Source organism: Pseudomonas sp. P4_B4 (assembly GCF_056402255.1).
Genome location: NZ_JBFUHS010000056.1, coordinates 1 through 20,489, shown reverse-complemented (window position 1 = coordinate 20,489; position 20,489 = coordinate 1). Strand labels below are relative to the sequence as shown.

Below are 20,489 nucleotides of genomic sequence, written 5' to 3'. Positions count from 1 at the left end.
GCATCACCTGCTCGCGCTGCGGGTACTCGCGCTTGAGGTTGAAGCGAAAGTGCCCGGTGTTCAGACCGTGGCGGTCGCGCAGAATGCTTTTGACGATGTCTGGCACGGACTGGTGCTGATAGATCCGCGTCTGCTGGCCGCGATCGAGCAGGGCCAGGCGCGGTTGCAGGGTGACTTCGTAGCGGGCTTCGTCGATTGAGCCGGACAGGCGCTGGCAGGCGGTGATGCGGCCATAGACGGTGCGCAGGGGCTTGGGCGGTTTGGGCACTTCCCAAGAGAACACGGGCACGTTGGACGGTGCGTCGTACAGGCTGAATTCGGCGTACTGGCCGATGAATTTTTCCGCGCCGATGTCGAGGTCGCTGGCGGTGAATTCGATGCGGTAGAGGTAGGGTTGGCTAAGGTACTCATGGCCCTCGAAGGTGAGGACGTCGAGGGGCGTGTCGAGTCCGTCGACCTGCAGTTTGTGGCGGCTGTGGTCGAAGAAGGTGCGCGGTGTGTTGGACAAAATCAGGCCTCCCTTGGCTTTTGAAGCGGACGGGGAGGCTTCGTTGCCACCCTCGTTCAAACGCTGGGCAGCTTTCAGGAAGGCAAAAAAGGTTGATATAGGATGTTTCTGGTGGTGACGTAGGAAGCGTCTTGGTGTCGACCCGCCTGGTCTGTGGGATGTTTACGACCTGTTCAATGTTAAGCGGTGGCGCTTCTTTCGATGTCGTCTATCCGTTCGGGTTGAGCCCGAGTAGAGGATCAAAAATATCGTCCGAACGCGGCCCGAACCTTCGGTAACTCCACTGGAGTACGCCACTCCTACGTAGGACCCTACGATCTTCTGCTTTCAGCTTATGGCGATCAATGTGGCGCCAAGTTCACGACCACGGTTTATACATATCAAAAGATCGACCAAACCTTTAGGAGCCGGCTTGCTGGCGAACCGGACGATGCGCTGTGTCAGGCAAGCCGCCATCGCTGGCAAGCCAGCTCCTACAGGGGGGGGCGTTAGGCGGACTCTGCCACCAGTGCCCGCCTGCCAAGCTTCATCAACCAGTAATAACTCAACGCCGGCACCAGCAACCCGACGATCCACGCCAGATCCACCCCATCCAGCGCAGTGGCCACCGGGCCGACGTACAGCGTGGTGTTCATGAACGGAATTTCCAGGGCAATCGCCAGCAGGAAACTGCCGCAGGCGATCCAGTTGACCCGCCCGTAGATCCCGTTCAGGTCGAAGATGTCGTCAATCCGGTACTGGCCTTTGCGCAGGCAGTAGTAGTCCACCAGATTGATCGCCGTCCACGGGATCAGGAAGTAGCTCATGAAGAAGATGAAGTTGAGGAAGAAGCTGATGAAGTCGTCCTGACTGATGGTGCACAGGGCCGTGGCCACCAGGCTGATCAGCAGCATGAACACACCGCGTACCCGCGGGGTCACCTTGAGCCGGGCGAAGGGTTCGATCACGGTGATGGTCGACATGAACGCGCCGTACAGGTTGAACACGTTGATCGACACCTGGCCGTAGACGATGAAGGCGAACAGCAGCACCGCGCCAGCGCCGAACAGACCGGCGACATGCCCGCCGACGTTGCTGGAAAAGTCGCCGATGCCGACGCTCAGGATCGCCCCGAGAATCATCATCCACGCACCACCGCTGACCGTGCCGGCGTAGCTGTACCAGAACACCTGGGCGGTCGGCGTGTTGCTTGGCAGGTAGCGCGAATAATCGGCGACGTAAGGCGCGTAGGACAGTTGCCAGGTCACGGCGATGCTCACCGCCACCAGGAACTTCGACAGCGAGAAGCCCGTCGGCAGCCATTGTTCGGCCGGGATCGGCAACTGCAAGGCGAGCACTGTGGCGGCGACGAACACCACCAGCGACAGAATCGACAGCAGCTTCTGCAAGCGGTGAATCAACCGATAGCCATAGAGCGCGACGACGAAGCACAACGCGCCGATCAGGTAGATATTGCCGGACATCGGCAGCGGGCTGACGGACTCCAGCGCCTGGGCCGCGAGCAAGGTGTTGCTGACGAAGAAACCCAGGTAGATCAGCATCACGAACAGCAGCGGCAACACCGCCCCCAACACGCCGAATTGCGCCCGGCTCTGGATCATTTGCGGAATGCCCAGCTTCGGTCCCTGGGCCGAGTGCGAGGCCATGAAAATCGCCCCCAGCAACGAGCCGATGATGATCGCCAGCGCACTCCAGAACAGGTTGAGCCCCATCACCACCGGCAACACGCCGGAGGCGATGGTGGTGATGTTCATGTTGGCGCCGAACCAGATATAGAACAGCGAACCCGGCTTGCCGTGGCGTTCGGTCTCGGGGATGAAATCGATGCTTCTTTTTTCGACTTGCATGGCGATCACTCCTGAGTCCGGACGAGACGGGATTGCAGACGGGCGATGGTGCTTTGCAGCTCATGGGGCTGGTGGGCAAACAGGTCCGGCTGCTCGGGGATCAGGCTGATGTAATCGCGGTGTTGCAGGGCGTGCAGGCACTCGGTGGTGGTGAGGATTTCCAGCGCGTAGACCCAGTTGGCCATGATCAACAGGGCCGAGTAATGCCCGGCCTCGGTGGTCGTGGTGCAGGCATCGTTGACCAGGCGCACGCGATAGCCCAGGGCGAAGGCATCGAACACGCTGGTGAGCACGCAGACGTCGGTCAGCACGCCGCAGACGATCAGCGTGTCGACCTCCATTGCCTTGAGTCGGGCATCGAGGTCGGTGCGGTGAAAGGCACTGTAACGGCCCTTGTCGATGATCAATTCACCGGGCTGCGGCGTCAGCGACTCGATGATTTCCACTTGCCGGGTGCCGGCGCGGTAACTGCCGGGGCCACCGTCAGCGGCCAGGGGTTCGCCGTGGGGCAGGTCACTGCCGTCGGCCTGATTGATGTGGCGGGTATAGATGACAGGCATCCGCTGATGGCGGACGGTATCGAGCAGGGCGGCGGTATGGGCGACCACCCTGTCGAAGTTTTCCAGGACGAAGCCGTCCTCCTGCTGCATGTCGATGATCAACAGCGCGTTGTTATTGTTCATTGGGCAAACCTGATCAAGGCGAAACACGATGCACCGTACGCGCCATGCAATGGCGAGACGCGGGGTGCGTGATTGGCTGTTCGGGTGGGCTCAGTGAACCGTTTGCCAGAAGCCGTTCTGCTTGGCCGAAACGCTGGCGCGCAGGCGCTTGAAATGCAGGTGCGAAGCGGTCCATTCACCGCGCAGGTAAGCCCGCGCGGCGCCGGAGGGAAGGGCGAGTGATGGGAGGCGACCAGTCATCATTGGAATCGACCCTTGTGGGAGCGAGCCTGCTCGCGAAAAACTTCTGGATAACGCGGTCATTCAGATGGCGCGCGTTATCGTTGGCGTCCATCGCGAGCGAGTTCGCTCTTACCGGAACGCAGGCACTATGTGCTTGATGAACAGCTCCAGGGATTTTTTCTTCTCCGCGTGGGGCAGGCTGTTATCGCACCAGAAGCTGAATTCGTCGACCCCCAGTTCTTGGTAGTACTTGATGCGCGGAATGATTTCTTCCGGGGTGCCGATCATGGCGGTCTTGTGCAGGCTTTCCAGCTCGAACTCAGGGCGACCGGCGAATTTCTCTTCCGGGCTCGGCGCGAGGAAGCCGTTGACCGGGGTGGTCTTGTTGCCGAACCAGGCATCGAAGGTGCGGTAGAACTTCGAGATCGCCTTGGCCCCGACTTCCCAGCCCTGCGGATCGTCGGCGGTGTGCACGTGGGTGTGACGCAGCACCATCAGTTGCGGGCGCGGCACGCCAGGGTTGTTGTCCAGCGCTGCCTGGAACTTGTTCTTCAGGTCGAGGACTTCCTCGTCGCCTTTCATCAGCGGCGTGACCATGACGTTGCAGCCGTTGGCCACGGCGAAGTTGTGCGAGTCCGGGTCGCGGGCAGCGATCCACATCGGCGGGTTCGGCTGTTGGATCGGCTTGGGCACGCTGGTGGAGGTCGGGAATTTCCAGATGTCGCCGTCATGGGCGTAGTCGCCGTTCCACAATGCCCGCACCACCGGAACCATTTCCCGCAACGCCTGGCCGCCGGAGGACGCCGGCATGCCGCCGGCCATGCGGTCGAACTCGATCTGGTAGGCGCCACGGGCCAGACCGACTTCCATGCGTCCGTTGCTGATCACGTCGAGCAACGCGCATTCACCGGCCACCCGCAGCGGATGCCAGAACGGAGCGATGATGGTGCCGGCGCCCAGGTGAATGGTGGTGGTCTTGCCCGCCAGATAAGCCAGCAGCGGCATCGGGCTTGGCGAGATGGTGTACTCCATGGAGTGGTGTTCGCCGATCCACACGGTGCTGAAACCACCGGCCTCGGCCATCAGCGTCAGTTCGGTCAGGTCTTCGAACAACTGGCGGTGGCTGACGCTTTCGTCCCAACGTTCCATGTGTACGAACAGGGAAAACTTCATGACGCTTACCTCGGATCTTTTGTTGTTGGCCTGTCGACTGCGGGCCTGCTGGTTGTTGGTATACCATAATACTAATTTGTAGAAAAATATATTCTGACGAACAGTCCGGATCTCAGTCAGTAAAAGGTAGATCAAGCGCCGACTAACCTGTGGCGAGGGAGCTTGTCGGATCGCCGCACCGTCCCGTCAGGTCGCGAAGCGGCCTCAATAGGGGACTGCTTCGCAGTCCAGCGGGAGCAAGCTCCCTCACCACAGGTTTTATGTCAGTCATGTGATCGGTTCAGGCCAGAACGGGCAGGGCGCCCATCTTGCCGTGGCAATACACCAACGGCCCGCTGGTCTGCCGGGGCACGATCAGGTTTTTCACCGCGCCGACCATGATGGCGTGGTCACCGCCTTCATATTCGCGCCACAACTCACATTCGATGACCGCCGTGGCGTTGGCCAGAATCGGGTTGCCCAGCTCGCTCAGCGTCCACTCGATCCCCTGGGCCTTTTCCTTGCCCTTGCGTGCAAAGGCATAGGCTTCGTTTTGCTGGCCGCCGGAAAGCACGTGGATGGCGAAGCGTTTGTTCTTGATCAGGACCGGGTAGGAATCGGAGCTGTAGTTGGGGCAGAACAGCACCAGGGCCGGGTCCATCGACAGCGAGCTGAAGGCGCTGGCGGTCAGGCCGACGATTTGCCCATCGTCATCCAGGGTGGTGATCACGGTCACTCCGGACGGGAACGAACCCATGACTTGTTTGTAGATGGCGGCATCGATCATTGGACGGTCCTCGGGTGGTGTGACGCGTTTTTATGTGTTTATAGGTCTGATGGTATACCGTAATACATCGATTGCAAGGTCTTTTTAGATGAACCGATAAACGTACGGCTTTCGTCGGAAACCCAATGATTACAGGGCTTTAAGCTAACCAGCGCTGGCGTGAATCGGGCAGGATGCCGGCTCAGATGCTTGTTCAAAGACCGGATCAGTCTTGTTTAAAGAATGGAATACCATAATATGGTCGGCATCTGATGGGCGGCCAGAGAGTCCCCCCGGTTTGGCTTCATACAAAGATAAGAACAGACAAACTCGAGTTCATGCACATGTCCCGGATGTCCCGGCAAGATCCGTTGATCGAGAACCACACGGTCGACTACGTTCCACTCGCAGAGCGCCACGGGAAGGCCCGCGATCTTTTCACCCTGTGGTTCAGCACCAACATCGCGCCACTGCCCATCGTCACCGGCGCCATGGTGGTCCAGGTGTTCCACCTCAACCTGTTCTGGGGTTTGCTGGCGATTGCCCTCGGGCACATGGTCGGCGGCGTGGTGATTGCCCTCGCATCCGCCCAAGGGCCGTGCATGGGCATCCCGCAGATGGTGCAGAGTCGTGGTCAGTTCGGCCGCTATGGCGCGCTGCTGATCGTGTTCTTCGCGGCGTTGATCTACATCGGTTTCTTCATTTCCAACATCGTGCTGGCGGGTTGCTGCGTAGTGGCGCTGGGTGCCTCGGCGAATTTCATTTCGCAATTCATCGGCCTGATCCTGGCGCTGTTGCTGGTGTTGCTGGTGTTGCTGGTGTTGCTGGTGTTGCTGGTGTTGGTGCCGTGGGCCTCCATCAACCTGATCGACTTCTACCTGATCAAGCGCGGTCGCTATGACATCGCGTCGATCTTCCGGGCTGACGGTGGTATCTACGGTCGCTTCAACCTGCACGCGATCATTGCCTACTTCATCGGCATCATCGTGCAGCTGCCGTTCGCCAATACCTCCTTGTACGTCGGACCGTACGCCAATCTGGTGGACGGCGCGGACCTGTCGTGGCTGGTGGGGCTGGTGGTGACGTGCCCGTTGTATTACTGCCTCGCTACACGAAGCCAGTCGCAGGAAAGCCGTTCGGTAGAGCTCGGCTACACCGACTGAGGCAAAACCTTTCGTGTTCGTCTGAAAATGCCCGGCGCTTTGTTGGGCATTTTTGTTTTCGGCAACCGCTCAGCATTGCTTGAACGCATTCAGACCGCGTTGTACCGCCGGCCTGGCTTCGACCGAGTCGAACCAGCGCGAAAGTTGCGGAAGCTCTTTCCATTCCAATCGATCACGGAACGCTGTGGCGATGGTGAACGCCGAAATGTCGGCCATGGAGAACTGCTCTCCGGCCATGAAGCCGGCAGTCAGAAAACTTTCCGCGTAGGTCAGTTGCTCGATCACCCGCAGATCGATGATCGCCGCTGCCTTGTCCTGCCCCGCCTGGTGCAGAAAAAAGGCGGCATGGCTGGGGGCGATGACATCGGTCACGAAAAAGAAATAGCGGTCAATCACCCGGATGCGCTCAGGTCCGGGCTGCGCCGGTGCCAGCCTTCCGGGTGCAATGGAGTCGGCGTATTGGATGATGGCGTTGGACTGGTTGATGACCAGCGTCGGTGTTGTCCCGTGATCGATCAGGGTCGGGACTTTCCCGGCCGGGTTAAGCGCCAGAAAGGCCGGGCCACGGTGCTCCTGCGCATACAGGTCGAGCCTGCGTGCCGTGTAGGCGATGCCCGATTCTTCCAGGGCAATCGCTGCCCGCAGGCTGTTGCCGGTGTTCGCGCCGTACAGTTCGATTTGATCGTTCATGGGTTATTGCTCTTGTTGGGACATGCAAGCAGTCACCAAACACTGCCGATGATGTCAGTATGATGAAAATCCGCCGCACCGATATGCAAAAACAGTGACCGTCCATACCCCGGCGCGACAAGGCTTATCCCTCCACGAAAACTACTTACACCTCGTTTGATAATAGCCTCTCGAAATGTTTTAAGAGTTTCACAAACCAGTCAGTCAACCCTCACCTCGAACGTCCGATGCTCATGTCACTCATCGAGCGCGCCTGTTTTCGCGCTCGTGTTGAGCGCTGTTGCGTGGGCGGCAATCGGGTTCTGTCTGGCGGTGAAACCTTCAAATAACGATAAGAAACACCCAGGAGCACCCTATGTTCAAACGAGCCATTCCTACCGCAGTCCTGCTGGCCACCAGCTCGATGGGCGCACAGGCTGCCGATACTGCCGGCCATGGATTTCTGGAAGACAGCAAGGCCAGCCTCTCGATGCGCACCTTGTACTTCAACAGCGACAATCGCGATGGCAGCGCTGCCCCTTCGAAAACCGAAGAGGCGGCCCAGGGTTTCGTGTTGCGCTATGAGTCCGGGTTTACGCAGGGTGCGCTGGGGTTCGGGCTCGATGCCCAGGCGTTGCTTGGCATCACACTGGACAGCGGAGCGGGGCGCCACGTCGGTAGCGGCATGATTCCTTCTGACGGCGACGGCGCGGCCGCCGCCTGGAGCAGCTTCGGTCCTACGGCGAAGATGCGCCTGGCCAGGACGGAATTTCGCTACGGCACCTTGCTGCCGAAATTGCCGATCCTTCTGGCGAACGATGCCCGTGTGTTGCCGCAATCGTTTACCGGCGCACAGGTCACCTCGAACGACATCGATGGCCTGACGTTGACCGGCGGTGTGCTGGAGCACGCGGTAGGGCGCGCCTCGACGGACCGCACAGGCTTGTCGGTCGCCGGCAGCACGCAGGACAGCAACAAGTTCTACTACGCCGGCGGAGACTACAACCTCACCAGGAACCTGAAGACCCAGTATTACTTCGCGCAGCTGGAAGATTTCTACAACCAGAACTTCCTTGGCCTGACGCACATTTTGCCCATCGACAGCGCAAGCTCACTGACCACCGACCTGCGCTACTTCCGCACCACGTCGAGCGGTGCCAACAGCTCTGCCTCCGGCCGCGCGCAAGGCTATCGGGTGTCGGGTTACACCGACGACAACGACGGTGAAATCGACAACAGCACCTGGGCTGCGATGGTCACCTACACCCATGGCGGGCACGCGGTGTCGGTGGGGCATCAACGGGTGGGCGACGGCAGCAACTTCGTCCAGCCCAACCAGGGCAGCCTGGTGGACAAAGGGGCGGGCGGCGGCAGTGTCTACCTGCCCACCGACAAGATGATCCAGAACTTTGCCCGGGCCGGCGAGCAGACCAATTTCGGCCAATACACCTACGACTTCGCGCCCTTGGGCGTGCCGGGCCTGAAAGCCTCGATCGTGTATCTGAAGGGCACGGACATCAAGGCGAAAAACGCCAGTGACCAGTCCGAGTGGGAGCGCGACATGACCCTGGACTACGTGTTGCAGTCGGGCACGTTCAAGGGGGTGGGGTTCACCTTGCGTAATGCCAAGTCCAATACCGATGCCGGGCGCAACGTCGATCAGAACCGGTTCATCATCAATTACACCTTGTCGTTGCTGTAATCACGCACACCCCCTGTGAGAGCGAGCCTGCTCGCGAAGGCGGTATATCAGGTCACATCGATATTGAATGTGCCGGCCTCTTCGCGAGCAAGCCCGCTCCCACAGGGTTCGTGGCTATCCGCAAAATCCGTGAGCAACCAACACGACTGTGGGAGCAACTGTCTTCACTGTGCCACTCGTCACCGCCATTCGGTGCCATCGCGCAACATGGCATTCAGCCTAATCAGTAAGACCCGCATGCAGGCAAGAGCGCGACTATCGCGCTCTTGCCTCGCTCCCGAAGAGCGTCATAGCGTGCGTTGAAGTCTGGCTGTTTGGACTAACCCTCGGTGAAAGGCCTCGTGCCGCTGATCAATGCGGACACCTATTTTGGCCATTTCGGTCTCCTTTTGGCCTGCCTCACGCTGTGAACCGGCCACGCCGTCAGCAAGAATCAGACGCGGGTGGCTGAGTCGGCCACCCGCGTTGAAACCACAACCAGACGCTTCACTTCCTTGCCCTTGGCTATTTTCAAGGCCGCTGCCGTGTACAGAACATAAAAACCATCGAACTCACGCCACACTTGGGGAAACGATCCATGGACTCAATGAAACGCATACTGGGCGCCACCGTTTGCGGACTGTCGCTGCTGGCCAGCGCGGTGCACGCCGAACAGGGCGAATTGCGGGTGTACAACTGGGCGGACTACATCCTGCCGTCCGTGCCCAAGGATTTCGCCAAGGACACCGGGATCAAGGTGACCTGGGACACCTTCGACACCAACGAGTCCCTGGAAGCCAAGCTGCTGACCGGCAACTCGGGCTACGATCTGGTGGTGCCGTCGAACCAGTTCATCGAAACCCAGATCAAGGCGGGCGTGTTCCAGAAACTCGACAAGTCCAAACTGCCGAACTGGTCGCACCAGGACCCTGCGTTGCTCAAGCTGCTGGACAAGAACGACCCGGGCAACCAGTACGGCGTGCCCTACATGTACGGCACCGTGCTGATCGGCTTCAACCCGGCCAAGGTCAAGGCAGCACTGGGCGAGAATGCGCCGGTGGACAGCTGGGACCTGGTGTTCAAGCCCGAGAACATGGAGAAGCTCAAGGCCTGTGGCGTCGCCATGCTCGACTCGCCTTCGGAGATCCTGCCGCTGGCCCTGCATTACCTGGGGCTGGACCCGAACAGCCAGAACCCGGATGACTACGAAAAAGCCAAGGCGCTAATGCTCAAGGTTCGCCCTTACGTCACCTACTTCAACTCCGCCAAGTACATGACCGACATCGCCAACGGCGATATCTGCGTGGCCATCGGTTACTCCGGCAGCTTCTATCAATTCGGCAATCGCGCCAAAGAGGCGGGCAACGGCGTGGTCGTCGACTGGCGCCTGCCGAAAGAAGGCGCGCCGATCTGGTTCGACACCTTCGCCATCCCCAAAAGCGCAAAGAACGTCGCCGAGGCCCACGAATTCCTCAACAACCTGCTGGACCCGAAAGTCATCGCGCCGATCAGCGACTTCCTCGGTTACCCGAATGCCAACAAGGACTCGCTGGCGCTGATCGACAAAGACATCACCGGCAACCCGAACCTGACACCGACCAGCGAGGCATTGAAGACGCTGTACGTCGTGCAGCCATTGCCACAAAAGCTTGAGCGGGTGCGCACCCGGGTCTGGACCAGTATCAAGTCTGATCAGTAACCCCGGGATATTTTTGTGAGATCCCTGTAGGAGCGAGCTCGCTCCTACAGGTCGTCCTGTGTCGAATTTATCGAAAGAACTCCCCCGGTGTCTCACCGAACTGCTGGCGGAAGGCAGCGATAAACGCCGACGTCGAGTCGTAGCCACAGGCCAACGCGACGTCGGTCACGCGCTCGCCCTGTTCCAGTGGCGTCAGGGCGCCAAGCAAACGCAAGCGCTGGCGCCAGGCGCGAAAGGTCAGGCCGGTGTCGCGCAGGAACAGGCGACTGAGGGTTTTCTCGGTGACGCCGAACTGGTCGCTCCAGTGAGTGAGTGTGGTCTGTTGCTCCGGGTGCGACTCCAGGCTTTGGGCGATTTGCCGCAATCGGCTGTCCTGGGGCAGGGGCAGCATCAAATCGATCTGCGGCGCCTGCGCCAATTGATCCAGAATCACCTGGGCCAATCGACCGTGCGGCCCGTCCTGATCGTATTCCACCGGTACCTGACTGAAGGCACGGATCAACTCGCGCAACAAATCGCTGACCCCCAACACATGACACCCCGGCGGCGCCCACGTCGAGACGCTGCAATCGATGTACAGGCTGCGCATTTCCGTGCGCGGCGAACTGAACACCCGGTGCGGCATGCCCGCCGGAATCCACACCGCCCGTTCCGGCGGGGCGACGAAACGCCCGACGCCGGTCTGTATTTCGAGTACGCCCGCAATCGCATAGGAAAGCTGCACCCACGGGTGGCTGTGGCGCCGAGTCAGGGCGCGATTGGGCAGCGATTCGGTACGGCCATAGAGCGGTCGTGGCAGGCTGGACAGCCCGGGAATACTGCGTCGAACACTCTTGTCATGTCCTTTAGGCGGCATCAGTTGGCTCATCGGCGTTAGTCGGTAATTCACAGTCACGTTAGAGTCGCTTTCACGTACTGGCAACCCCCGGATGATCAACCCCAWGACTCGCCCCCGTCTGTTACCTGACAACTTCACCCTGACCCTGATCGGCGTGGTGACGCTCGCCAGCCTGCTGCCTGCCAGCGGCCAGGTCGCGGTCGGTTTTGGCTGGCTGACCAACGTCGCCATCGCGCTGCTGTTTTTCCTGCATGGCGCCAAGCTGTCCCGCGAATCGATCATCGCCGGTGCCGGGCATTGGCGCCTGCATTTGCTGGTGTTCAGCCTGACCTTCGTGCTGTTTCCGCTGCTCGGCCTGGCGCTCAAGCCGCTGCTGTCGCCGCTGATCGGCAATGATCTGTACATGGGCATGCTTTACCTGTGCGCGCTGCCTGCCACGGTGCAGTCGGCGATTGCCTTTACTTCACTGGCGCGGGGCAACATCCCGGCGGCGATTTGCAGCGCGGCGGCGTCCAGCTTGTTCGGGATTTTCCTCACGCCGTTGCTGGTGACCCTGCTGTTGAACGTGCACGGCGAAGGCTCCTCGACTCTCGACGCCATCCTCAAGATCAGCGTGCAGTTGCTGCTGCCGTTCATTGCCGGGCAAATCGCGAGGCGCTGGATCGGCAATTGGGTGGCGCGCAACAAGAGCTGGTTGAAGTTCGTCGATCAGGGCTCGATTCTGCTGGTGGTCTACGGCGCGTTCAGCGAGGCGGTGATCGAGGGCCTCTGGCACCAGATTCCGTTGCTGGATCTGGTTGGGCTGGTGGTGGCGTGCTGCGTGGTCCTGGCGTTGGTGTTGGTGGCCTCGACCGTACTGGGCAAGGCATTCGGTTTCAACCAGGAAGACCGCATCACCATTCTCTTCTGCGGTTCGAAGAAAAGCCTGGCGACCGGCGTGCCGATGGCGCAGGTGCTGTTTGCCGGTAGCACCATTGGCTTGCTGATCCTGCCGCTGATGCTGTTCCACCAGATTCAACTGATGGTCTGTGCGATGCTGGCGCAGCGTTATGCCAATCGACCGGAATCGATTCCCGAATTGATGGCCCAGGTAGATCCCTGATTCGCCAGCCGTGGCGGCTCGAGTGAGCCGCCACGGTTTTACCGGTCAGCGCTTGTCAGCGACCAATGGCGGGGTACGCGGTGGGATCATGCGTTTGTTCCCGGTCGATTCGAACGCCGACGCCAGGTGCAGCAGCGACGAGTCGTCATAGGCGCGCCCGGCAAACGTCAGGCCGACCGGCATGCCGATGTCCGGCATCACGCCCATCGGCACGGTGACCGTTGGCACGCCCAGGTGGCGGATGGCGAGGTTGCCGTTGGCGACCCACACGCCGTTGCTCCAGGCGATATCCGCCGATTGCGGATCGACATCGGCATTCGCCGGGCCCACATCGGCAACCGTCGGGAACAGCACCGCGTCGAGCCCCAGGCGATCCATCCAGTCTTCCAGATCGATCTTGCGGGTTTTCTCCAGCCCGCGCAGGCCGTCCGGCATCGTGCTGATCTGGTCCCACGGGGTGATGCCACGCTCGGCCATGCGCACGTATTCGTCCATGCCGGCGACCAGGTCGCCCTCGCGGTTGGGCAGGGTGCCCGGGTCGTGAGGGAAGATCTGCGGGCCATCGACATCGACCAGACGATTCAGTTTCGGATCGCCGTTGGCTTGCAGGAAGTCATCGAAGGCCCAAGCGGTCAGGTCCCACAGTTCATGGTGTAAAAATTCTTTGGAGACGATGCCGCGATTGAACACGGTCGGCGCGCCAGGGCGATCACCCTCGCAATTGGAGACCAGCGGGAAGTCCACTTCGAGCACTTCGGCGCCAGCGGCTTCGAGGGCCTTGCGCGCCTGTTCCCAGAGCCCGATCACCGAAGGACGGGTGTTGATGCGTTGGCCGGTCGGGCCACCGATGCCCGGCGCTTCGGACGTACCAGCTTCAGGGTCGGCGTTGATGTACATGCGTGGTATGCCGAACTTCTTGCCTTTGAGCGCCTCGCTGTTGGCGGCCAGCGCCGCGTAGGATTTTGGGCGCACCAAGGACGAGCTCGGAATCGGCACCCAGGGTTGCAGGCGCCACAGGTCGCCACGGGTGTCCGGGTCATCGGCCACTACCACGTCGAGCACTTCGAGCAGGTCAGCCATGGTCCGGGCGAACGGCACGACCACGTCCATGGTCGGGGTCAACGGCCAGTTGCCGCGCACCGAGATCACCCCGCGTGAAGGCGTGTAGGCGCACAAGCCATTGTTCGAGGCCGGGCCGCGACCGCTCGACCAGGTTTCTTCCGCCAGGCCGAAGGCTGCGAAACTCGCGGCAGTGGCCGTACCCGCGCCGTTCGACGAACCGGAGGCGAAAGGGGCGGTGAGGTAGTCAGCGTTGTACGGGCTCTCGGCGCGGCCGTAGACGCCGCGCTGCATCCCGCCGTTGGCCATCGGCGGCATGTTGGTCTTGCCCAGGCAGATCGCCCCGGCGGCGCGCAGGCGTTCGATGGTGAACGCGTCACGATAGGCGACCAGGTCCTTGAAGGCCGGGCTGCCGGAAGCGGCGGTGAGGCCCTTGACCAGATAGCTGTCCTTGGCGGTGTAAGGGATACCGTCCAGTGCTCCCAGGGTCTGGCCCTTGGCGCGACGGGCGTCGGACGCCTGCGCTTCGGCGAGCGCCTCGGGGTTGCGAACCACGACGGCGTTCAATGCGGTAGGCGTCTCGGGGCCGTCATAGGCGTCGATCCGCGCGAGATAAGCCTGGACCAGTTCAACCGAGGTGGTCTGGCCGGATTCGAGCGCGGCGCGCAGCTCGGCAATGGAAACTTCGGTAACTTCGATCATGCTGCCACCGCCGCTTGCAGGTGGAGGGTCCCAAACACTTCACTTTTCTCGAAATGGACTTTCATATCGTTATTCTCGTTGCACTGTGTGGCACGACAGGGTCGGGTGTTAAAAATACTGAGCACTATTTAGCATTAAACCGGGATTTTAGGAATCCGTTGTCCAATTTATCTTACAGGTGACAGAAAAAAGGCCACCACAACCCGACGTTGTGGTGGCCCGAGGGTGACACATTATAGTGGCCCGCACGCACAGGCCAAAGGATCAGTGAGCGCCGGCGGCCTTGTTCAGGTCGCTTTCGGCCCATTCGGTGTAGACGCAGGCATCGGCGGTGGCCCAACGCACTCGCACCGGGTCGCCGGCCTTGAGCGGCATGCCGGCGGCTGACAGCGCCTTGACCGTCATCGAGGTGCCGCCAGCGGTGATCACGCTGCAGGTCTGGCTTTCGCCGAGAAACAGCACTTCCACGACCTTGGCCGAGACTTCGTTCCAGCCGGCGGCCAGCGGTTCGGCAAGGGCTTGTTCATTGCTCAGGGCCAGGGCTTTTTCTGGACGCACCATCAACAGCACGTCCTGATCGGTTTGCAGGCCGGCGGTGAGTCGGATCGACAGCGGTTGCCCTTCGAAGGTCGCCACCGCATTACCCTGGGCCTTGAGCTTGAGGAAGTTCGAGTTGCCGAGGAACGAGGCGACAAAGGCGTTCGGCGGATTCTGGTACAGGTCATAGCCGCTGCCCAGGCCGACGATCTTGCCGTGGCTGAAAATCGCGATGCGCTGGGACAGGCGCATGGCTTCTTCCTGATCGTGGGTCACGTAGACGATGGTGATGCCCAGGCGCCGATGCAGCTGACGCAGTTCATCCTGCAGGTCTTCACGCAGTTTCTTGTCCAGTGCACCGAGGGGTTCGTCCATCAGCAGGATGCGTGGCTCATAGACCAGCGCCCGGGCAATAGCGACTCGTTGCTGCTGGCCACCGGAGAGTTGCGAAGGGCGGCGATGGGCGAATTGCTCAAGCTGCACCAGCTTGAGCATCGCATCGACCCGGCGCTCGCGCTCGGCGGCGGCCAGTTTGCGGATAGCCAACGGGAACGCGATGTTGTCGCGTACCGAAAGGTGCGGGAACAGCGAGTAGCGCTGGAACACCATGCCGATGTCGCGTTTGTGCGGCGGCACGTTCACCAGCGACTGGCCGTTGACCAGGATCTCGCCGCTGCTCGGGGTTTCGAAACCGGCCAGCATCGACAGCGTGGTGCTTTTGCCCGAGCCGCTGGAGCCGAGGAAGGTGAGGAATTCGCCGTCCTTGATGTCCAGCGAGATGTTGTCCACGGCGGCAAAGTCGCCATAGTGCTTGTTCAGGTTACGCAGGCTGACCAGGGGTTTGTCATTTTGCTGCGCGGAATCTTTGATCACTGCACTCATGTCGTACTCCTGGCGCTCAAGCGCTGATTTCGTTGCGCCGGCGCAGAGCGGCGGCGATCACCATGACCAATACCGAGAGGCCGATCAGCAGCGTCGAGGCGACGGCGATCACGGGCGTCAGGTCCTGGCGCAGGGTGGTCCACATTTTCACGGGAAGGGTTTGCAGGGTCGGGCTGGCCATCATCACGCTCAGCACCACTTCATCCCAGGAGACGAGGAAGGCGAAGAGGGCGCCGGCCACCATGCCCGGACGGATCGCCGGGAAGGTCACCTTGAACACCGCTTGCAGGCGCGAGGCGCCGCAGATCACCGCCGCATCCTCGATCGACTGGTCGAACAGCTTCAGCGAATTGATGATCGAGATGATGGTGAACGGCAGCGCGACGATGACGTGGCTGACCACGAACGCGAACATGGTCCCGGTGTAACCCAGTTTCAGGAACAGCGCGTACACCGCTACGGCGATGATCACCAGCGGTACGATCATCGGCAGGGTGAACAGGCCGTAGAGCATTTCCCGGCCGGGAAAGCGGCCACGCACCAGGGCGAACGCGGTGGGCAGGCCCAAAGCGACGGCGAAGAACGTGGTCAGCACCGCGACTTTCAGACTGGCCATGGCGGCGTTCATCCAGTCGGCATTGGAGAAGAACTGGCCGTACCATTTCAGCGTCCAGCCCGGCGGCGGGAACACCAGCCATTGCGACGATCCGAACGACAGCAGCACGATGAACACGATCGGCAGCAGCAGGAACAGACCGATCAGCCCGGTGGTGGCATACAGGCCGAAGCGCATGCGCCGGCTCATGGCATTGGGGGTCAGGAGCATGACGGCTTACCTCGCGTTGCTGGCGCCAACCGGGGATTCCGGCTGGAGCTTCAGGTAGAAGTAGAACAACACCAGCGTGATCACGATCAGCAACGCGGCGCCGGCGCTGGCCAGGCCCCAGTTGAGGAACGACTGCACCTGCTGAATGATGAACTCGGGCAGCATCATGTTCTGCGCACCGCCCAGCAGCGCCGGGGTCACGTAGTAACCGAGGGACATCACGAACACCATCAGGCCGCCGGAGAACAGTCCCGGCCGGCACAGCGGCAGGAACACCCGGAAGAAGTTGGTCCAGGGGCTGGCGCCGCAGATGGAGCCGGCCTGCAGGATCATCGGGTCGATGGCCTGCATGGTCGCCTGCAACGGCAGCACGATGAACGGGATCATGATGTAGCTCATGCCGATCACCACGCCGGTGAGGTTGTGCACCATCTCCAGCGGTTGATCGATGATGCCCATGGCCATCAACGCCTTGTTGATCACCCCGGAGGCTTGCAGCAACACCAGCCAGGAGTAGGTGCGGGCGAGCAGGCTGGTCCACATCGACAGCAGCACGATGTTCAGGATCCAGCGGCCCCAGCCACGGGGCACCAGGGTGATCGCCCAGGCCAGCGGGAAGCCCAGCAACAGGCTGAACAGCGTCACCAGACCGGCCACCGAAAAGGTGTTGAGCAAGACCCGGGCATAGGCCGAGTTGGCGAACAGCTGTTCGTAGTTGCCAAGGCCCGGCACTGGTTCCAGCACGCCGCGCAGCAGCAGGCCAATCAATGGCGCCAGAAAGAACAGGCCAAGAAACAGCAGGGCGGGCACCAGGTTGCTCGCGCCACGCCAGCGCTGCGCCAGGGAAGGAGATTGCGTCATCACAGCTGCCTTGGCGGGCGCCGAACCGGCAGCGCCAGTGGCGCTCCCGGTGGCAGTGGATGGACGAGACGCGGTTGCCGTCATTTTCATTTGACCAGCCATTCGTTCCACCGTGTCGCGATGGCCGGACCGTTCTTGGCCCAGTACGCGAAATCAAGAGTGATCTGATCCTTTGCGTAAGCGGTCGGCAGGTTAGGGGCCAGTACCGAGTCCAGGCGCTGCACGCTGTCGACGTTGACCGGGGCATAGGCGGTCAGGTTGGAGAAGTCCGCCTGGCCCTTGGCGCTGCTGGCATTGGCCAGGAACTTCATCGCCGCATCCTTGTTTTTCGAACCCTTGGGAATGACCAGGATGTCGGCCATGACCAGGTTCTGCTTCCAGCTTACGCCGACTGGGGCGCCGTCTTCTTGCAGGGCATGAATCCGGCCGTTCCAGAACTGGCCCATGCTCGCTTCACCGGAGGCCAGCAGCTGCTGCGACTGCGCGCCGCCGCCCCACCAGACGATGTCTTTCTTGATGGTGTCGAGTTTCTTGAAGGCGCGGTCCAGATCCAGCGGGTAGAGCTTGTCCGCTGCTACACCGTCGGCCAGCAGCGCCAGTTCCAGCACGCCAGGGCTTGGCCATTTGTAGAGGGCGCGTTTGCCGGGGTAGGTCTTGGTGTCGAACAGCGCGGACCAGTCTTGAGGCTTGTTGGCGCCGAGCTTGCCTTCGTTGTAGCCGAGGACGAAGGAGAAGAAGAACGAGCCGACGCCGTGATCGCTGACGAAACGCGGGTCGATCTTGTCGCGTTCAATCACTTTGAAATCGAGGGGTTCGAGCAAGCCTTCGGAGGCGGCGCGCAGGGCGAAGTCGGCTTCGACGTCGACCACGTCCCACTGCACGTTGCCGCTTTCGACCATGGCTTTGAGTTTGCCGTAGTCGGTCGGGCCATCCTGCACCACGGTGATGCCGCTGGCCTTGCTGAACGGGTCGGCCCAGGCCTGCTTCTGCGCATCCTGGGTGCTGCCGCCCCAACTCACGAAGTTGACGCTTTCAGCCGCCATCAACACCTGGCTGGTCACGCTCAGCAGTCCCGCAAAAAGAACCGCGGTCGCACGTTTGTTCAACACCATTTTCACGCCCTCATTGTTGTGTTTATGAGCGGGGCTTCGAGTGCCCGCCTATCGGGAGCAGTAGGTCCATCGAGTCAGTGCTGACTGTCCGGTCTATGGAATATCATATTATGGTATTCCAAACTTTGTGCAAGCACTTTGCCGTACCGGCTATCAGCCGAAAGTGGATTTTTTCCTGCAATCGAATGCAGACCTGTGGCGAGGGGGCTTGCCCCCGTTCGGCTGCGAAGCAGTCGCAAAATTGAGTGACTGGGTCTGTCTTAATGACGCTGGGGGGCGCTTCGCGCCCCAACGGGGGCAAGCCCCCTCGCCACAGGTAAGGCACCAGCCTTAGGCAGGGCTCGGAATCACTCGGTGAATGGAATACTCTCCACCACCTCCAGGTCATACCCGGTCAAACCCGCATACTTCAGCGGCGGCCCGAGGTGGCGAAGCTTGCCGACACCCAGGTTCTGCAGGATCTGCGCACCGGTGCCCACTTCCGAATAAATCCGTGACTGCGAACGGCTGAACTGCCGTGGTGGTTGGGTCAATTGCGGTACCCGCTCGAGCAGCGCCTGGGAGGATTCGTGATTGGCCAGCACCACCACCACACCGTGGCCTTCGGCGGCGACACGCTGCAAGGCGGCCCACAACGTCCAGTTGGTCGGCCCGCTGTACTCGGCACCGACCAGATCGCGCAATGGGTCGATCACATGCACCCGCACCAGTGTCGGTTGCTCGCGGCGCAGATCGCCCATGACCATGGCCATGTGGACACCGCCTTCGATGCGATCCTCAAAGGTGATCAGACGAAAGGTGCCGTGCACGGTCGGCAGGTCACGTTCACCGATACGCACGATGGTGTGCTCGGTGCTCAGGCGATAGTGGATCAGGTCGGCGATGGTGCCGATCTTGATCCCGTGCTTGCGCGCGAACACTTCCAGGTCCGGGCGCCGGGCCATGGTGCCGTCGTCGTTCATCACTTCGACGATCACCGAGGCCGGGGTATGGCCGGCCAGGCGTGCCAGGTCGCAGCCGGCTTCGGTGTGGCCGGCGCGGGTCAGCACGCCGCCTTCCCGGGCGCGCAGCGGGAAGATGTGGCCGGGTTGCACGATATCGGCGGGGCCGGCATGGGCGGCGACGGCAGCGGCCACGGTGCATGCACGATCCGCAGCCGAGATGCCGGTGGTCACACCGACAGCGGCCTCGATGGACACGGTGAAGGCGGTGCTGAACACGCTGCCATTGCTCGGGACCATCTGCTCCAGGCCCAGGCGTTTGCAGTGTTCGTCGGTCAGGGTCAGGCAGATCAGGCCCCGGGCTTCACGGGCCATGAAGCTGATCGCCTCGGGTGTGCAGCAGTCGGCGGCCAGCAACAGGTCGCCTTCGTTTTCCCGGTCTTCATCGTCGACCAGCAGGACCATTTTGCCGAGGCGGTAATCTTCGATGATTTCTTCGATGCTGTTGAAGGCCATGCTGGAGTCTCAGTGTTTGTTGGATTGGTAATGTGGTATACCATAATACAAAACAAACTGAGAGGTCACTATGAAGGCGTACTGGATTGCTCATGTGGATGTCACTGACCCCGATCAATACAGCCAATACACTCAGCGGGCGCCGCAGGCGTTTGCCCTGTATGGCGGTCGGGTTCTGGCGCGGGGTGGGCGTAGCGAGGCGATGGAAGGTCGGTCGACGCCGCAACGTAGTGTGGTGATTGAGTTTGATTCCTATGAGCAGGCGGTGGCTTGCTATCACTCGGCGTTGTATCAGGAGGCGCGTGGGTACCGTGAGGGGGTGGCTTTGGCTGAGGTGATTATTGTCGAGGGGGTGGAGCTGCTCTAAAAAGCGACTGAGTTGAGTACATATCCGTTTCTTCGGTTATGGCGGCTTATGGTTTCGCCCTTACGGCGAGTCACTTTTTTTACAAGCGCCTAAAAAAAGTAACCCAAAAAACGCTCGCCCCGAACGTACGGCCCCTCGCTAAGGCTCGGGGTTCCTTCGCTCCGGCATTCATCCGGGGGCATCGCCTCCGGTCGGCTTCGCTCGACCTCCTCTCGATGTGTTCGGCTGCGCCGAACGGCGCTGCGCGCCCACCCCCGGATGAACGCCTCCACTCAGCCTGCCGAGGGGGCGGGTGGATCAAGATCAAGAGCTGCAGGCGAGCTAACGCTCGGCCTGATGAGTGGTGAAGAGCGTGG

At 61.1% G+C, this 20,489-nt stretch carries 19 protein-coding genes and 1 pseudogene; 5 read left to right on the top strand and 15 right to left on the bottom strand.

Annotation, left to right across the window (positions count from 1 at the left end):
- The 6 genes from AC1DVE_RS30225 to AC1DVE_RS30200 form a co-directional block, all read right to left on the bottom strand.
- The coding region (locus AC1DVE_RS30225; RefSeq protein WP_477784410.1) for a contractile injection system protein, VgrG/Pvc8 family at window positions 1-508 on the bottom strand (508 nt) is incomplete at its 3' end.
- 488 nt (window positions 509-996) lie between these two features.
- Window positions 997-2,355 carry a purine-cytosine permease family protein gene (locus tag AC1DVE_RS30220; RefSeq protein WP_223460824.1) on the bottom strand — a complete coding sequence of 453 codons (1,359 nt, stop codon included), beginning with the start codon at window positions 2,353-2,355 and terminating at the stop codon, window positions 997-999.
- A gap of 5 nt (window positions 2,356-2,360) precedes the next feature.
- A complete protein-coding gene (locus AC1DVE_RS30215; RefSeq protein ID WP_223460826.1) occupies window positions 2,361-3,038 on the bottom strand; it encodes a cysteine hydrolase family protein in 678 nt (225 codons plus the stop codon).
- Between the two features lie 90 nt (window positions 3,039-3,128).
- Entirely contained in the window at window positions 3,129-3,281 is a 153-nt protein-coding gene (locus tag AC1DVE_RS30210) for a hypothetical protein (protein WP_221174502.1), read from the bottom strand.
- 108 nt (window positions 3,282-3,389) lie between these two features.
- Window positions 3,390-4,433: an LLM class flavin-dependent oxidoreductase gene (locus AC1DVE_RS30205; protein WP_223460828.1), complete on the bottom strand. Its 1,044-nt coding sequence runs from the start codon at window positions 4,431-4,433 to the stop codon at window positions 3,390-3,392.
- 280 nt (window positions 4,434-4,713) lie between these two features.
- Complete coding sequence (locus AC1DVE_RS30200; RefSeq protein WP_223460830.1) at window positions 4,714-5,199, bottom strand: flavin reductase family protein; 486 nt, start codon at window positions 5,197-5,199, stop codon at window positions 4,714-4,716.
- Window positions 5,200-5,522: 323 nt separating this feature from the next.
- On the opposite strand from AC1DVE_RS30200, the gene AC1DVE_RS30195 reads away from it, so the two are divergent.
- Window positions 5,523-6,341 (top strand): cytosine permease, encoded by an 819-nt coding sequence (locus AC1DVE_RS30195; RefSeq protein ID WP_477784409.1) that lies wholly within the window; start codon window positions 5,523-5,525, stop codon window positions 6,339-6,341.
- A 69-nt stretch (window positions 6,342-6,410) separates the two neighbouring features.
- Here AC1DVE_RS30195 and AC1DVE_RS30190 read toward each other — a convergent pair whose 3' ends face one another.
- Window positions 6,411-7,031 (bottom strand): glutathione S-transferase family protein, encoded by a 621-nt coding sequence (locus tag AC1DVE_RS30190; RefSeq protein WP_223460833.1) that lies wholly within the window; start codon window positions 7,029-7,031, stop codon window positions 6,411-6,413.
- Window positions 7,032-7,386: 355 nt separating this feature from the next.
- Between AC1DVE_RS30190 and AC1DVE_RS30185 the strand changes: the two genes are divergently transcribed.
- Window positions 7,387-8,712 (top strand): OprD family porin, encoded by a 1,326-nt coding sequence (locus AC1DVE_RS30185; protein ID WP_223460835.1) that lies wholly within the window; start codon window positions 7,387-7,389, stop codon window positions 8,710-8,712.
- A gap of 179 nt (window positions 8,713-8,891) precedes the next feature.
- On the opposite strand, the pseudogene AC1DVE_RS30180 reads toward AC1DVE_RS30185, so the two are convergent.
- Window positions 8,892-9,022, bottom strand: a pseudogene (locus AC1DVE_RS30180) (IS110 family transposase); the annotation flags it as partial.
- Window positions 9,023-9,289: 267 nt separating this feature from the next.
- On the opposite strand from AC1DVE_RS30180, the gene AC1DVE_RS30175 reads away from it, so the two are divergent.
- Window positions 9,290-10,390, top strand: a complete 1,101-nt coding sequence (locus AC1DVE_RS30175; protein ID WP_223460836.1) for a polyamine ABC transporter substrate-binding protein — start codon at window positions 9,290-9,292, stop codon at window positions 10,388-10,390.
- 67 nt (window positions 10,391-10,457) lie between these two features.
- On the opposite strand, the gene AC1DVE_RS30170 is transcribed toward AC1DVE_RS30175, so the two are convergent.
- Window positions 10,458-11,246 carry an AraC family transcriptional regulator gene (locus tag AC1DVE_RS30170; RefSeq protein WP_223460838.1) on the bottom strand — a complete coding sequence of 263 codons (789 nt, stop codon included), beginning with the start codon at window positions 11,244-11,246 and terminating at the stop codon, window positions 10,458-10,460.
- A gap of 73 nt (window positions 11,247-11,319) precedes the next feature.
- Between AC1DVE_RS30170 and AC1DVE_RS30165 the strand changes: the two genes are divergently transcribed.
- Window positions 11,320-12,330, top strand: a complete 1,011-nt coding sequence (locus AC1DVE_RS30165; RefSeq protein ID WP_477784408.1) for a bile acid:sodium symporter family protein — start codon at window positions 11,320-11,322, stop codon at window positions 12,328-12,330.
- A 45-nt stretch (window positions 12,331-12,375) separates the two neighbouring features.
- Here the strand turns inward: AC1DVE_RS30165 and AC1DVE_RS30160 are convergent, their stop codons facing one another.
- The 6 genes from AC1DVE_RS30160 to ribBA form a co-directional block, all read right to left on the bottom strand.
- Window positions 12,376-14,091 (bottom strand): amidase, encoded by a 1,716-nt coding sequence (locus AC1DVE_RS30160; RefSeq protein ID WP_223460841.1) that lies wholly within the window; start codon window positions 14,089-14,091, stop codon window positions 12,376-12,378.
- Between the two features lie 264 nt (window positions 14,092-14,355).
- Entirely contained in the window at window positions 14,356-15,510 is a 1,155-nt protein-coding gene (locus AC1DVE_RS30155; protein WP_223460843.1) for an ABC transporter ATP-binding protein, read from the bottom strand.
- A 16-nt stretch (window positions 15,511-15,526) separates the two neighbouring features.
- Window positions 15,527-16,336 (bottom strand): ABC transporter permease, encoded by an 810-nt coding sequence (locus AC1DVE_RS30150; RefSeq protein WP_007976227.1) that lies wholly within the window; start codon window positions 16,334-16,336, stop codon window positions 15,527-15,529.
- A 6-nt stretch (window positions 16,337-16,342) separates the two neighbouring features.
- A complete protein-coding gene (locus tag AC1DVE_RS30145; RefSeq protein WP_056723593.1) occupies window positions 16,343-17,287 on the bottom strand; it encodes an ABC transporter permease in 945 nt (314 codons plus the stop codon).
- Complete coding sequence (locus AC1DVE_RS30140; RefSeq protein WP_223460844.1) at window positions 17,284-18,309, bottom strand: ABC transporter substrate-binding protein; 1,026 nt, start codon at window positions 18,307-18,309, stop codon at window positions 17,284-17,286. Before AC1DVE_RS30140 ends, AC1DVE_RS30145 begins: the two co-directional genes overlap by 4 nt.
- Before the next feature lie 347 nt (window positions 18,310-18,656).
- A complete protein-coding gene (gene ribBA / locus AC1DVE_RS30135; RefSeq protein ID WP_046043525.1) occupies window positions 18,657-19,766 on the bottom strand; it encodes a bifunctional 3,4-dihydroxy-2-butanone-4-phosphate synthase/GTP cyclohydrolase II in 1,110 nt (369 codons plus the stop codon).
- 70 nt (window positions 19,767-19,836) lie between these two features.
- Here ribBA and AC1DVE_RS30130 point away from each other — a divergent pair, with 70 nt between their 5' ends.
- Window positions 19,837-20,133 carry a DUF1330 domain-containing protein gene (locus tag AC1DVE_RS30130; protein ID WP_223460846.1) on the top strand — a complete coding sequence of 99 codons (297 nt, stop codon included), beginning with the start codon at window positions 19,837-19,839 and terminating at the stop codon, window positions 20,131-20,133.
- Window positions 20,134-20,489 lie beyond the last annotated feature (356 nt).